Genomic DNA, 13,088 nt, shown 5'->3' on the forward strand with positions numbered 1-13,088 from the left:
GCATGGAGAAAACAAGACGCGTAGTGGTTACCGGTTACGGTGCCGTCACCGCGCTGGGGGGCAATGCGCAGCAAAGCTGGCAGGCTATCATGGCCAGCCGTCTGGCCTATCGTTATCACGATAAATCGGCGGCGGGGATCCACGCGCGCTTTTTTGCTTTGCTGGAGGCCGAACCGCCGCTGGAGGGCGTTGCCGCGCGGGTAAGCCGCCGCTTGCCCAGATTCGCCAGACTGGCGCTTGCCGCCGCCGCGGAGGCGATCGAAATGGCGTTTTCATCCAGTTTTGTGGGGCCCGCGCACTTTTATTCGTCGTTGGAGTGCGGAGCGATTATCGGCAGCGGCTGGGGCGGCCAGGATGAGATCATGCAAAACAATGCGGACTATCTGCAATCCGGGCTGGGGCAGCTGTTTGGCTGTTTTCACGCGATGCCGAATATCGCGACCGCCATATGCGGCCAGCATTGGTTGCTACGGGGCTATCAAGGCTCGCCGGCGGCGGCCTGCGCGACCGGCGGCATCGCGATTGGCGATGCGTTTGAGGTGATACGCTGCGGCCGCGCTTCAATGATGCTGGCCGGTGCCTCGGAGTCGCTGCGCGGCAACGGCGCGATCTGGAATATGGATGCGTTGCGTTTGTTGAGCCGGGAGCAAAAGGATATCACCAAAGCCAGTTGCCCGTTTAGCCGGGAACGCAACGGTTTCGTCCTGGCGGAAGGGGCCGCCGTATTATGCCTTGAGGAACGGGAAGCGGCTTTAGCGCGCGGTGCGACGATTTTGGGCGAAATCAAAGGATACGGCAACTTTTCAGACGCTTTTGATCTTACCGCGCCGTCGAAGGATCCTCAGGCCAAGGTGAAAACCCTACGACGGGCTTTGGAGCAGGCGGGGCTCGGCAGCCATGAAATCGACTATATCAATGCGCATGGCACGTCTACGTTGCAAAACGACGTGAACGAAACCGAGGCGATCAAGGCGGCGCTGGGGCGCGATGCCTATCGCACACCGATTTCCAGCACGAAATCTTATACCGGGCACCTGCTTGGCGCATCCGGCAGCTTTGAGGCGATCGTCTGCCTGCAAGCGTTACAGCAGCAAATGATGCCGGCAACCTGCCATTTGCACGAAACCGATCCCGCATGCGATCTCGATTATATTCGCGAAGGACATCGGCATGGTCGTCTGCGTAATGTCATGAGCCTCAGTTTCGGTTTCGGCGGCGCCAATGCGGCGCTGGTATTTGGCAATCACTATGAATAACGGTAGAACGTATGGAAAAATATCATCGGTTATATGAGACGATTTGCGGCATGTTGCATGAAGCCCGAGGGCTGGAGAGAACGTTGCTGTCGGCAGACATGCCGCTACAGCAGCTTGGGCTGGACAGCCTGGATTATATGGAGCTGATGTTGTTGGTTCGGCGAGAATTCGGCATTACGCTCACTGCGGAAATGCTTATCGAGCATCCTGAATTGACCCTCGGCGAATTGTGCCACCTGATAACCCGTCAATAATTTCATCCCCCCAGGCGATCGCTTGCTAGGGTCTGGCCTGGGTTTTTCGTCTGTCGTAACGTCCATTTCATTCTTTTCGCATCCTGCTTCACTCAGTTATCGATATCCATAAATATTAATGCTTATCCGTCAGGTTAATATGGCCAGAGATGGCGTTTTTTTATTCAATCTTTGGCGGTGTTATGAATGATGAGTGTTAATTATGTGGCGATGTTTTTTAGGAATATTCTTTGTTTTGCCGGTTAATTTATCAATCTCACTCTACATCGCGCTTGTAAGTGATAATGCAAGCTAAAGAAAATAGGGGCAGTGCGGCCTCATTATTTATGATACGGCCGGAATGCTGCGCAGATTATTCACGATAGCGATTCTTAGGGGCGATTGATGGCCGCGAGAATAACGGTTGTCGCGCTGTTCGCATTCGGCAAATCCGCTATACTCCGCGCTGGATGCAGGAACCTATCCATATGTCAGGGGCTGCCCTGAGTGTCCATTGTGGTGATGTAAAAGGAAAATGACAGCCACATTTTTCCTATCAAAGTAATGAGGTTGTATGTCTAATCGTAAACATCTGACGCCTTCTGAAGTGGAGAGACTGCTTGAGGTCACGCTGCATGGAAAGAATCCAGAACGCGATTATTGTTTGATTTATATGTGTTTTATTCATGGGTGCCGCGCCAGTGAAATAGGGGGATGGCGTTTGTCGGATATCGATCTGGAAGGCGGTAATATCTATGTGCATCGGTTGAAAAATGGTTTTTCCACCGTGCATCCGCTTTATCTGCGCGAAAGACAATGTTTGCGGCGCTGGTTGGATAAACGTCAGCGGCACCGCTGGGCCGATCAGGAGTGGCTGTTTCTTTCCAATCGCGGCGGCCGCCTGTCGCGTCAACGTATTTACGGGTTGATTCGCCATTACAGCAAGGTGGCTAAATTGGAGGTCAATGCGCACCCGCACATGCTGCGGCATGGCTGCGGATTTGCATTGGCGGATCGCGGTGTCGACACCCGTTTAATTCAGGATTACCTCGGGCACCGAAATATCCAGAATACGGTGATTTATACCGCCAGCAATGCGCAGCGCTTCAAGGAAATTTGGTAAGTGTGATTTAAGTTAATAACGTTAAGGAGTCACTTTGAACTAAACTGAAACATACTGTAAGGACGCGTAAAAACAATGTCAATATTCCCATGCCTTCTTTCCAGGATAAAGATAAATATTATTTAAAAACAATGCGTTGTGTTTTTTGTGCATGCCGTGTCATCCCTGGAAATCTAAGTAAAATCCTACTCAAAACCCCACGAGTTTAAATCACTGCGTTATCACCTCGGTTTTTTAGTCTGATTTATCAGTTATTCATCAATTGGTTGGTTTTAAATTCCGACAAATGTCTGTTTATTGGTTTAAAAATCCAAAGGAGTCACTTTAGTTCAAAATGAATCGTTTGGGTGAATAAGCCAGAATCCATCAATCAACTTGGCTTAAGACGTTTCCCATTCATGGAACTAAATAAAAGGAATGACATTAAGGATATGTCGGAAATAAACCCATGCACATTTTGCATAATTTTAAGGAAAGTAGGATGAAAAAGAATCTGTTGGCTGTAGCTATATTGACCGCGTCCGCATTTACCACTTCTGCATTTGCCGCCGACGGCGCGCTGAATATTACTGGCACCATCACCGATCAGTCTTGCACCGTCGATGCGGATTCCAAAAACAAGCAGGTCGCTCTGGGCAAGATCGCCAAAGAAGCGTTCACCCTGTCTAAAACTGCCGGCGCCAAGGCGTTCAATCTGGTGCTGAAAAATTGCCCGGCCACCGTCACCGGCGCCACCGTGCGTTTTGACGGCACTCAGGTGCAGGGGCAGTCCGGGTTGCTGCAACTGACCGGCGCCGGCACCGCCGGGGTCGCGGGCGGCATTGGCGTGCAACTGCTGGACGACGGCAGCAACGTGTTAAATATCGGCAACGATTCCCGCGTCTATACCCTGGCAGAGAACAAAGACAACGTTCTGGGCTTTGTTGCGCGCTATTTCGCTTATGACAACGTTTCCGTCGGTAGCGCCAACGCTACGGCCAACTTCACCATCGTTTATCAGTAAGGCCATGCCGTTACGGCGGCGGAACAGTTAGAAAAATGAGCCAGAGAGCGTGTTCTCTGGCTCTTATTCATCGGTGATGGAAACGGGAAAAAAGAGAATGAAAGCGGGATACTTTGTGCTGACGGCGGCGTTGCTGATGACGCTTTGGACTCCGGTACGGGCCGGTGTAGTAGTGGGGGGAACGCGCCTGATCTACGACGGCGGCAAAAAAGAGTCTGCTCTGAATATCAGTAATCCGGATGCGATGCCTTATCTGATCCAATCTTGGGTTGATGCGCAAGAAGGCGATAGCGCGAAAGCGCCTTTTATCATTACACCGCCGCTATTTCGCTTGGATGGCGGCCAAAATAACCTGCTGCGCGTGGTACGTGCGGGCGGCAATTTACCGACGGACAGAGAGTCGCTGTATTGGCTGAATGTGAAGGCGATCCCCTCGGTGGAAAAGAAAGAAAATACCCTGCAAATCGCCATCAAGACCCGTATCAAGTTGATTTACCGCCCGCAGGGGCTCACCGGCAATCTGGAGGAGGCGGCCGGTAAAGTGACGTGGCGGCGCAGTGGCGATCGTCTGCAGGTGACCAACCCTTCACCCTACTACCTCACCTTTTTCAATTTGAAGCTGAATGGCCGCGCCATTACCGGCAACACCATGGTAGCACCGCAGGCAAGCGCCAGTTTCCCGTTGCCGACGGCGAATGGCGCAGGAGGCGGTCTGAGCTGGCAAATCATCAATGACTATGGCGGCACCGGCCAGACCTTCACCAGCACATTATAACCGGGCTGCGGTACGTGTTTTTTGCTCCGGAATAACGCTGGAGCAGGTGTTCGGCTTACCTGGCTTTTCGTCGGGCCGAGCCAATCGGGACAGGGAGTTAAAAGGATGAATAACCCGAATTGCATTGGTTTACCAGGGGCGCGATCGGTTCTTGCCGGCCTGATATCTTGCCAGGTGGCGCTGCTGAGCCCGATCGGCACGGCTTATGCGCGCGATTATTTCAACCCGGCGTTGCTGGAAATCGATAATCCGGCGCTGCGCGGCGCCGATCTCTCCGTATTTGAGGAGAACAGTAGCCAGGCGCCCGGGAACTATCGGGTCGATCTTTACCTGAACGGCGAACAGATAGACAGCCTCGACGTCGAGTTCCGGCTTATGCCAGGGGCCGGCGGTAAACAAACGCTGCAACCTTGTTTCAGCACTGAAAAATTAGCTGAATTGGGCGTGAGGGTTGCCATGTTTCCGGCGATGGTGCCTGGGGAGAGTTGCGTCAATTTGGCGCAGGCCATTCCACAAGCCTCTTCGACATTCCTGTTCAATCAGTTGAGGCTGAATTTGAGCATCCCGCAGGCGGCACTGCGCTTGAATGCGCGCGACTACGTTTCCCCGGATAAATGGGATTCCGGCATACCGGCGCTGTTGGTCAATTACAATTTCAGCGGCGCCAATAGCCAGATGCGCGCCAGCGAACGGCAAAACAACAATAACTATTACCTCAATCTGCGCTCGGGCATCAACTGGGGCGCCTGGCGCCTGCGTAACTATTCGATCTGGAATCATTACTCCGGTGGCTCTTCTTCCTGGCGCTCAATCAATACCTACCTGCAGCGCGATATCGTTGCGTTGCAAAGCCGCCTGACCCTGGGTGACAGCACAACATCCAGCGATGTGTTCGATAGCGTGCAGTTCCGCGGCGGGCAGTTGGCCTCTGAGGACGATATCCTGCCGGACAGCATGAAAGGGTACTCGCCGGTAGTGCGCGGGATCGCACGCACGAATGCGCAAATCATAATCCGGCAAAACGGCTACGTGATTTATCAAAGCTATGTGCCGCCGGGGGCGTTTGAAATTTCCGATCTGTATCCCACGGGTGGCAGCGGCGACCTGAATGTAAACGTGCGTGAGGCAGACGGCCAGGAGCAGCATTTTGTGGTGCCGTACGCCGTGGTGCCGGTATTGCAGCGCGAAGGGCGGTTTAAATACAGCCTGACCAGCGGGAAATACCGGTCATACAGCGGCGGCGTTGATGAACGCCCGTTCAGCCAGGCAACCGGGATCTACGGTTTGCCTTGGGGGGCCACGTTGTATGGCGGCGTGCAGGCGGCCAGTAAATATCAGTCTTTGGCGCTGGGATGGGGGCAGAACATGGGGGCGGTAGGCGCGCTGTCTGCCGATGTCACCCAAGCCTGGACCAAGCAGGAAACCCGGCCGAAGGAACAGGGGCAATCATGGCGTCTGCGTTACGGTAAAAACTTCATTGAAACCGGCACCAACTTTAGTTTGGCCAGTTACCGCTACTCCACGCGCGGCTTTTATAGCCTGCAGGAGGCGCTGGAGAGCTATGGCGGCAACAGCGCCGTCTATAGCGATCACAAGAAGAGCCGCGCCGAGCTGACGATGAGCCAAAGCCTGTGGGAGCGGGGAGGAACGCTGTCGCTCAGCCTGTTTAACGAAGACTACTGGGATAACAATCGCCGTTCGCAGTCTGTCAGCCTCAGCTACAACAACGGCTGGGAAGCGGTCAGTTACGGGCTGAATTACACGTTCAACCAGAACGGTTACGACAGTAACGGCAATCGCAGCAGCATTCGTGACCATATCGTGGCTTTCAACGTCAGCGTACCGCTCAGCAAATGGCTGCCGGGCAGCTACGCCACCTACAGTATGAACGCCAGTCGCAATGGTGCCACCAGCAACAACCTTGGGTTGAGCGGTACGGCGTTGCCAGGAAACAACCTGAACTACAGCATCAGCCAGGGCTATACCGGCAGGGATGTGGGGGCGAACGGCAATATTCAGGCGGATTATAAAGGCTCTCTCGCCGAGTTGAACCTGGGGTACGGCTACGATCGCCATCGCCGGCAGGTGAACTACGGCGTGCAGGGCGGCGTTCTGGTGCACCAAAACGGCATCACGCTTTCCCAACCGCTGGGCGATACGGTGGCGTTGGTGCAGGCGCCTGGTGCTTCAGGGGTGAATGTCCTGAACCAGACCGGAGTCAGCACCGACTGGCGCGGCTATGCGGTTGTGCCTTACCTGACGCCTTACCGGCGCAATATCGTCGGATTGGACGGTGAATCTTTCGCAGAGGACGTCGACATGACGCTGAGTAGCCAAACGGTGATCCCAACTCGCGGCGCCGTGGTGCGCGCCCGCTTTAATCCGGACGTCGGTGCCCGCGTGTTGCTGACCTTGCTGACGCGCAGCGGCGCTCCGGTGCCGTTCGGCGCCACCGTCAGCACTCTCAACAGCCCCTCTGACAATGCAGCCATCGTCGGTGATGGCGGCCAGGTTTATCTGGCTGGCCTGCCGGATAGCGGGCGGTTGCGGGTTAAGTGGGGCAATGACGCGGCTCAGCAATGTCAGGCCAACTATCAATTGGCTAATCAGCCCGAGAGCGGTGGGATTCGCCTCGTTAACGGGCAGTGTTTATAAGGTGCATATGATGGCGACAGGAATATCGATTCAACGAGGGATCATCGTCGGTGGGCTATTGGCGTGCGCAACGTTGGGCGCACCACAGGTGCAGGCGGCTTTCGGGCAGTGTGTTCCTATTTCGGGGACCCATGGGTTTTCATTCCTTTTTTCCCCGGTTTTAACCGACCCGTCGCAAAACGTGGTGGGGCGGATTATTAAGAATGCTGACGGCGGCAACTGGAATTTGCCCGGTTCTTATCGGGTGAAGTGCGAATGTCAGACGCGTACGGCGTCTTATGTCACCGCCAAAATGCTGCTGAGCGAGCCGGTATTCAGCAGCGGGGGGTTAACGTATTACGCGTTGAATGAATACCTGGGCGTGGCCAGCGAAGTTTTCGTTGCGGGGTATCGCAACGCGTTTATTGCCGCACCGTTCACCAATGAGTCTAACTTTAAGACCGATATGGATGGTGATGACGAATCCTGTGCCAGCACGCCCTACAACAGCGGTGCTCGCGGGCGAATTCATCTGTATTTCCGCCGCCCTTTCGTTGGCGTGACCACAATCCCCAGCACCCGCCTGGTAGACACCTACGTCTCCGTGGTGAGCGGGGTGAAAAGCGATGTGCCGGTCTCCACTATCTCCATGAGCGGCACCGTCACCGTGCCGCAGAGCTGTGAAATCAGTCCGCAAACGGTCACGATCGATTTTGGCGATATCTTGACGTCGAATATTCAAACCAAGGGGGCGATGGCGTCCGGCGTCACGCCAGAAGAGAGAACGCTGACGCTGGCTTGCCGCAATATTTCCGCCGGCGTCAAGGTCAGCCTGTCATTTCGCGGTGAGGCGGACGGCAGCATGCCCGAGGCTCTGAAGACCAGCAATCGCGACATTGGCGTGATGATTAAGGATATGCAGGGCAATGTTATTCGGCCTCAGAGCGGGCGCTTGCCGATCGATAACTTCCAATATCCCAACCAGAGTGGCAGCTCACGGATCAGCGTATATCCGATCAACACCACCGGCCGACCTCCTGCCGTGGGGCAGTTCAATGCAACGGCGACCATTCAGGCAGAAATTCAATAACGGATTTTTCAACGGTAGCACGCCGGGGGCCCGGCGTTAAACGAGAAGGAGCAGATTATGGGGAAGGTTTTTAGCGGTATTGGCTGCAAATTGGCGCTGGCGGGCCTGTTTCTCCTGGCGATGCCGTCGGCGCATGCCGTATCAAAAATAGTGATTACCGGCAACATCAAAGCGGCACCCTGCGAAATCGACGGCGCGAACGGCACGGTTTCGGTCAATCTGGGGGACGATATTTCTGCCGCTGTACTGGCGACCTCCGGTGCCTTTAGCCCGTGGGTGGAGTTCCCTTTGACGCTAAAAAACTGCCCAAGCACCACCACGTCGGTCGTCGCGACCTTCAGCGGAACGGCTGCGGATGAAGGTGCCAGCTTGTACAAAAGCACCGGCAGTTCTCGCCGAGTGCAAATTGAATTGCAAAATAGCCAGGGGGCAAACCTGGGCAATGGCAAGAGTATGGCCCAGTTAGTTAATCGGGCGACGAATGAAGCCAAATTCAATTTGCGGGCGCGGGCATTCAGCGTCAATGGCGGTTCAACGCCCGGTTCGATAGAAGGGGCTCTGCAGGTCACTTTCGTCTATCAGTAGACAAAGGGCTGCCCTAGATGGAAGGTTAACGACAGATTTAAGGTGATGATATGAATATTAATTATCCCTATGGAACAACCTTGGCGGCCGGCAATGCTGCGACGGGGGCCGTGGCTATCATGGAACCTTGCCCCCTCACGGCGTTGGGGATGAGAAACCGATTGATTGAGTCCTGCGGTCTACAGCCCGACAACGTTCGACAGGTGACGAACCTGGTGGCGCTGAGAGCCTTATTCACTCAGCACACGCATCGTTTACTGGTGATGGATTTGTGCGGCAAATCAGAATTGGTATTGGACGGCTTCAGGCTGATTGCCGATGTGCGTGAAAGCTCGCCGGACACCGCGATAATTATTTGTACGGCATTGGATGAGCCCAGGCTGCTGCGGCAACTGATCGCATCCGGCATCCGCGGCCTGATGTTGAAGCAAGAGCCGGCCATTGCGTTGACTCATTGCGTCCAACAGGTCTTGGCGGGCTGCAGCAGTTTCAGCCATCGGGTGCGTCAGCGTCAATTGCATGAGGCGACAGCCGACAAGCCTCTGACGGCGAAGGAACTGGATGTGCTGACCCAGTTGTTTTCCGGCAAAAGCGTGACCAGCGTGGCGTTAACGATGTGCCGTGATATTCGCACCGTCAGCACGCATAAACGCAATGCGATGTTGAAGTTGGGATTTCACAGCGATGGGGAATTGTATCTTCAGGGGAAATGGATGGCTGCGCAAGGTTCGTCTTTTGTTCGCTAGGCAAGCGTGCGATGCCTCTGGGGTAAGCAAGCATAGGAGCAGATTATGCATTCATGGCGTCAGCAGCCGCTGAACATAGCATTAATGGACAGATGCCCATTAACGCTGGAGGGGTTGGCGAGTTTTTTAAAAACGCTGCCAACCCAGGCAAAAGTCGTCGTAAAGGAAACCAGCGTCCGCGCGGTGGCGGATAGCGTGGTCTATCAGCAGGCTGACGTGCTGATTAGCGAGATGGATGGTGAAGATGAAACGGTCGCTCAGGGCAGGGAAACGTTGCTTGCCTTGTGCACGCAGTTGCCCGAATTGCGGGTGATCGTCTATACCCGTTGCCAGAATGCAGAAGAGGTGGGGCGTCTGTTGAACCAGCCCAATATCAGCATCGTAGCCAGAGATGACGCTTTGCCGCTGGTGGCGGAGTTTTTTAATCGCGCGCTGCTTGGGGAACGCGTGTTGAGCCCGCAGATAGGCGCTTTTCTGGCGCCCTCCGTTAGCGGAGAGGAGGCGGCAACGCGAAAGTTGACCCGCTGTGAGAGCGACGTCTTGGCCTTTTTGTTCAACGGAATGAGCCTGCGGCAAATCGCCGAGTTGCAACGGCGCAGCATCAAGACGATCAGCGCGCATAAATGCAGCGCCATGCGTAAACTGCAGGTGAAGAATGACAGCGAACTGTTTTCTCTGCACGGCAATATTGCGCGGCAATTGGGGGGGAAATGGTCAAAAGGCACCTAACCTTTAATGAAACGGTATGGGCTATGATTTATCGGCAGGCTTGCCGTTAAAAGCTTACCCAGCGTGGCCTATCCCTGGCGCTGATGCATGAAAAGCAGCTCGGCGTTAAAATATTGCTGAGTAAGCCGTTGATGACGTGCCGGGCTGCCTCTCCCATCTGAATATTGCATTGCACTCGATGTGTTGTTTAACGGAGGACGGGGCTGCGTAATTATTCTCGTCGTGAGGTTAAATGTTGATCGTGCGGAATCGCTCTACGTTGGTCGCGGTGTAAATCACCGTATTCTGGATATTTTTGTGCCCTAAATAATCCTGAATCAAACGCGTATCGATCCCTTTATCCGCAAGGGCGTAACCGCAGGAATGTCGCAACATGTGAGGATGGACCTGAACGCTAATGCCGGCCATCTCGCCATACATTCTCATCAACCGATAGAGCTGCTGACGTGATATCTGCCCGCCGTGGCGCGACAGGAATAGCCATGGCGCTTCAGCGTCAGGATAGTTCGCCCGTTGGGCCAGCCAGTTTAACAGCGCCTGCCGTTCTCGCGGTTGAATGGGGTGCTGAACGGAAAACCCGTTTTTTAACCGGGATATATGGATCCTATTGGAGGTAAGGTCAATATCCTGAAGGCGCAATGCACGCAGTTCGCTAACCCGCAAGCCGTGAATAAAGCACATTAATAGTAAACAACGATCTCGAATGCTATTTTTTCCTTCATTCACAGCGGCAATCAATTGCTCAATTTCAACCTGACTAAGAAATTTCCTTTTTTTCATTTTCCCTTCCTGCGTCTTAGATGTTGGCGATTTCTATTATGATGTTTTATTAAAGCATTGGAACATAATAGGCGGCAAAGAAAATAAATAATTTCATTTGTGAATGCATGGGTTTTTATTGTTTTATTTTTCAAGTGAATGGCTTTTTGATTCATATATGTTTATTTAATTTATTTCGGGAAGCTATTTAATCAGCGAATATTGAGCGTCCTGTAAGAGCCGTATGGAAATTTTGCCACCGTCAGATGACCACGGGGATACCGCCTCTCTCAGAACGCTGCTTGATAAACTGTGTTGAGAATTCGTCTTGATCTCATTCTCACGCCGCTTACAATGCCTGCCAGATCGCGACTTCAGAGGTTTTTTCATGGAACTGCTACGGGTGGTTTATCACCAGTATCGTTGGCCATTTCTGGCTGTCATGGCGTTGACCATGGCCAGCGCCGGCTTAGGTATCGGTATCATTGCTTTTATCAATCAATACCTGATGGATGCCGGCGGCGATGCCTTGGCCGTGCTGCCGGTGTTTCTCGCCCTGTTGGCATTGTTGATAGCGGTCACCTTGGGTTCGCAATTGGCGCTGACGACATTGGGCCATTACTTCGTCTATCGCCTGCGTGGGCAGTTAGTGAAGCGCATTTTGGATACCGATATTGAACGCCTCGAACAATTGGGCAGCGCCTCATTGTTGGCCAGCCTGTCCAGCGATATCCGCAATATCACCGTCGCCTTCGTGCGCCTGCCTGAACTGGTACAAGGGGTGATTTTAACCCTGGGGGCAGCGGCCTATCTGGGGTGGCTATCGCCGAAAATGCTGGCGGTCACGGCAGTCTGGGTGGCGGTGACCGTCGTGGGCAGCGGCTGCCTGGTATCACGGGTTTATCGTCATATGGCCAGTTTGCGTGAGTCGGAAGAACGTCTCTATCATCGTTATGAATCGGTGATTGACGGCCGCAAGGAACTGACGTTGAACCGCAAGCGGGCGCAGGCGCTGTACGAACAGGCCTATCAGCCCGATGCGCAAGCTTATCGCCACCACATCATTCGCGCCGATACCTTCCATTTGAGCGCGCTCAACTGGTCAAACATCATGATGTTGGGCGCGATTGGGCTGGTGTTCTTTATGGCCAACAGTCTGGGATGGGCGGACTCGGCGGTGGCCGCCACCTATTCACTGACGCTGCTGTTTTTGCGCACGCCATTACTGCAAGCGGTCGGAGCGTTTCCGACGTTGGTCAGCGCCGAAGTGGCCTTTAACAAGCTGAAGACGCTGCGCCTGGCCGAGTATCAACCGGCGTTTCCTGCCGCCGTTGGTCGCCCCTGGCAGACGCTGGAGCTGCGCGACGTGGTTTTTCACTATGCAGATACCGAACAGCAGCCCGGTTTTGCCGTCGGGCCGCTCAATCTGACGCTGCGGCGTGGTGAGCTGGTCTTTCTGATCGGCGGCAACGGCAGCGGCAAGTCAACGCTGGCGATGTTGTTGACCGGGTTGTACCGGCCGGTGAGCGGCCATATCGTTCTGGATGGCGTCGCACAGAGCGCAGCGGATATGCCGGACTACCGGCGGCTGTTTTCGGCGATTTTCACCGATTTTCATCAGTTCGATCGCTTGCAAGGGCCGGAAGGCGGTGAACCCGATGCGGATCTGGTCGCCATCTGGCTCGAGCGGTTGAATATGAAAAGCAAACTGCAGTTTGACGGCACCAGGGTGACCAATCCGCAACTGTCGCAGGGGCAACGCAAACGTCTGGCTTTGCTGCTGGCGGTGGCGGAACAGCGCGATATCTTGCTGTTGGATGAATGGGCCGCGGATCAGGATCCGCAATTTCGGCGCACTTTCTATCGTGAACTATTGCCGGAGCTGCGCGCGATGGGCAAAACGGTGTTTGCCATCAGCCATGACGATCACTATTTCGAACACGCCGATCGGTTGCTTGAGATGCGCTCAGGCCATTTACGTGAGCTGACCGGCAGCGAACGTGAACACGCCAGCCGGGATTCCGTCAGCAGAATCGGTTAACTCACGCCGGCCCGAGCGAGACCAAAACGGGCCGGTGCTTCTCTCCGCATGATCCCAGTACATCGCTTCATTTTCTCCCCCGTCTCCAGCGCTGCCTGTTGCCGATTTGGCTTA

At 54.3% G+C, this 13,088-nt stretch carries 12 protein-coding genes; 11 read left to right on the plus strand and 1 reads right to left on the minus strand.

Annotated features, from left to right (window positions below; all coding sequences use genetic code 11):
* Nucleotides 1-2: 2 nt before the first annotated feature.
* The 10 genes from ACJ8HB_RS18550 (at nucleotide 3) to ACJ8HB_RS18595 (ending at nucleotide 10,174) form a co-directional block, all read left to right on the plus strand.
* On the plus strand, nucleotides 3-1,256 hold the full coding sequence (locus tag ACJ8HB_RS18550) for a beta-ketoacyl-[acyl-carrier-protein] synthase family protein (protein WP_033649479.1): 1,254 nt from the start codon (nucleotides 3-5) through the stop codon (nucleotides 1,254-1,256).
* Nucleotides 1,257-1,267: 11 nt separating this feature from the next.
* On the plus strand, nucleotides 1,268-1,510 hold the full coding sequence (locus ACJ8HB_RS18555) for an acyl carrier protein (RefSeq protein WP_033649480.1): 243 nt from the start codon (nucleotides 1,268-1,270) through the stop codon (nucleotides 1,508-1,510).
* A gap of 553 nt (nucleotides 1,511-2,063) precedes the next feature.
* Nucleotides 2,064-2,612 carry a tyrosine-type DNA invertase gene (locus ACJ8HB_RS18560; RefSeq protein ID WP_033635795.1) on the plus strand — a complete coding sequence of 183 codons (549 nt, stop codon included), beginning with the start codon at nucleotides 2,064-2,066 and terminating at the stop codon, nucleotides 2,610-2,612.
* Between the two features lie 481 nt (nucleotides 2,613-3,093).
* On the plus strand, nucleotides 3,094-3,615 hold the full coding sequence (locus ACJ8HB_RS18565; RefSeq protein WP_047570688.1) for a fimbrial protein: 522 nt from the start codon (nucleotides 3,094-3,096) through the stop codon (nucleotides 3,613-3,615).
* 97 nt (nucleotides 3,616-3,712) lie between these two features.
* Entirely contained in the window at nucleotides 3,713-4,390 is a 678-nt protein-coding gene (locus ACJ8HB_RS18570) for a fimbrial biogenesis chaperone (RefSeq protein WP_033635793.1), read from the plus strand.
* Between the two features lie 105 nt (nucleotides 4,391-4,495).
* Entirely contained in the window at nucleotides 4,496-7,045 is a 2,550-nt protein-coding gene (locus ACJ8HB_RS18575) for a fimbria/pilus outer membrane usher protein (protein WP_094860053.1), read from the plus strand.
* 10 nt (nucleotides 7,046-7,055) lie between these two features.
* Nucleotides 7,056-8,114 (plus strand): fimbrial protein, encoded by a 1,059-nt coding sequence (locus ACJ8HB_RS18580; RefSeq protein ID WP_223479863.1) that lies wholly within the window; start codon nucleotides 7,056-7,058, stop codon nucleotides 8,112-8,114.
* Nucleotides 8,115-8,171: 57 nt separating this feature from the next.
* The gene (locus ACJ8HB_RS18585) at nucleotides 8,172-8,699 is read left to right on the plus strand and encodes a fimbrial protein (RefSeq protein ID WP_033649482.1); all 528 of its coding nucleotides are present in this window, start codon (nucleotides 8,172-8,174) and stop codon (nucleotides 8,697-8,699) included.
* A 50-nt stretch (nucleotides 8,700-8,749) separates the two neighbouring features.
* Entirely contained in the window at nucleotides 8,750-9,445 is a 696-nt protein-coding gene (locus ACJ8HB_RS18590; RefSeq protein ID WP_033649483.1) for a response regulator transcription factor, read from the plus strand.
* Nucleotides 9,446-9,490: 45 nt separating this feature from the next.
* A complete protein-coding gene (locus ACJ8HB_RS18595; RefSeq protein ID WP_047570690.1) occupies nucleotides 9,491-10,174 on the plus strand; it encodes a response regulator transcription factor in 684 nt (227 codons plus the stop codon).
* Between the two features lie 228 nt (nucleotides 10,175-10,402).
* Here ACJ8HB_RS18595 and ACJ8HB_RS18600 read toward each other — a convergent pair whose 3' ends face one another.
* Complete coding sequence (locus ACJ8HB_RS18600; RefSeq protein ID WP_033649485.1) at nucleotides 10,403-10,954, minus strand: tyrosine-type DNA invertase; 552 nt, start codon at nucleotides 10,952-10,954, stop codon at nucleotides 10,403-10,405.
* Between the two features lie 367 nt (nucleotides 10,955-11,321).
* Between ACJ8HB_RS18600 and ACJ8HB_RS18605 the strand changes: the two genes are divergently transcribed.
* Nucleotides 11,322-12,974, plus strand: a complete 1,653-nt coding sequence (locus ACJ8HB_RS18605; protein WP_033649486.1) for a multidrug ABC transporter permease/ATP-binding protein — start codon at nucleotides 11,322-11,324, stop codon at nucleotides 12,972-12,974.
* Nucleotides 12,975-13,088 lie beyond the last annotated feature (114 nt).

The organism is Serratia sp. CY27727 (genome assembly GCF_052169275.1).
GTDB classification, from domain to species: domain Bacteria; phylum Pseudomonadota; class Gammaproteobacteria; order Enterobacterales; family Enterobacteriaceae; genus Serratia; species Serratia sarumanii.

Excerpts from the sequence above, each read along its gene's own strand:
- ACJ8HB_RS18550 (WP_033649479.1), top strand. The coding sequence starts at position 3 with ATGGAGAAAACAAGACGCGTAGTGGTTACCGGTTACGGTGCCGTCACC.
- ACJ8HB_RS18555 (WP_033649480.1), top strand. The coding sequence starts at position 1,268 with ATGGAAAAATATCATCGGTTATATGAGACGATTTGCGGCATGTTGCAT.
- ACJ8HB_RS18560 (WP_033635795.1), top strand. The coding sequence starts at position 2,064 with ATGTCTAATCGTAAACATCTGACGCCTTCTGAAGTGGAGAGACTGCTT.
- ACJ8HB_RS18565 (WP_047570688.1), top strand. The coding sequence starts at position 3,094 with ATGAAAAAGAATCTGTTGGCTGTAGCTATATTGACCGCGTCCGCATTT.
- ACJ8HB_RS18570 (WP_033635793.1), top strand. The coding sequence starts at position 3,713 with ATGAAAGCGGGATACTTTGTGCTGACGGCGGCGTTGCTGATGACGCTT.
- ACJ8HB_RS18575 (WP_094860053.1), top strand. The coding sequence starts at position 4,496 with ATGAATAACCCGAATTGCATTGGTTTACCAGGGGCGCGATCGGTTCTT.
- ACJ8HB_RS18580 (WP_223479863.1), top strand. The coding sequence starts at position 7,056 with ATGGCGACAGGAATATCGATTCAACGAGGGATCATCGTCGGTGGGCTA.
- ACJ8HB_RS18585 (WP_033649482.1), top strand. The coding sequence starts at position 8,172 with ATGGGGAAGGTTTTTAGCGGTATTGGCTGCAAATTGGCGCTGGCGGGC.
- ACJ8HB_RS18590 (WP_033649483.1), top strand. The coding sequence starts at position 8,750 with ATGAATATTAATTATCCCTATGGAACAACCTTGGCGGCCGGCAATGCT.
- ACJ8HB_RS18595 (WP_047570690.1), top strand. The coding sequence starts at position 9,491 with ATGCATTCATGGCGTCAGCAGCCGCTGAACATAGCATTAATGGACAGA.
- ACJ8HB_RS18600 (WP_033649485.1), bottom strand. The coding sequence starts at position 10,954 with ATGAAAAAAAGGAAATTTCTTAGTCAGGTTGAAATTGAGCAATTGATT.
- ACJ8HB_RS18605 (WP_033649486.1), top strand. The coding sequence starts at position 11,322 with ATGGAACTGCTACGGGTGGTTTATCACCAGTATCGTTGGCCATTTCTG.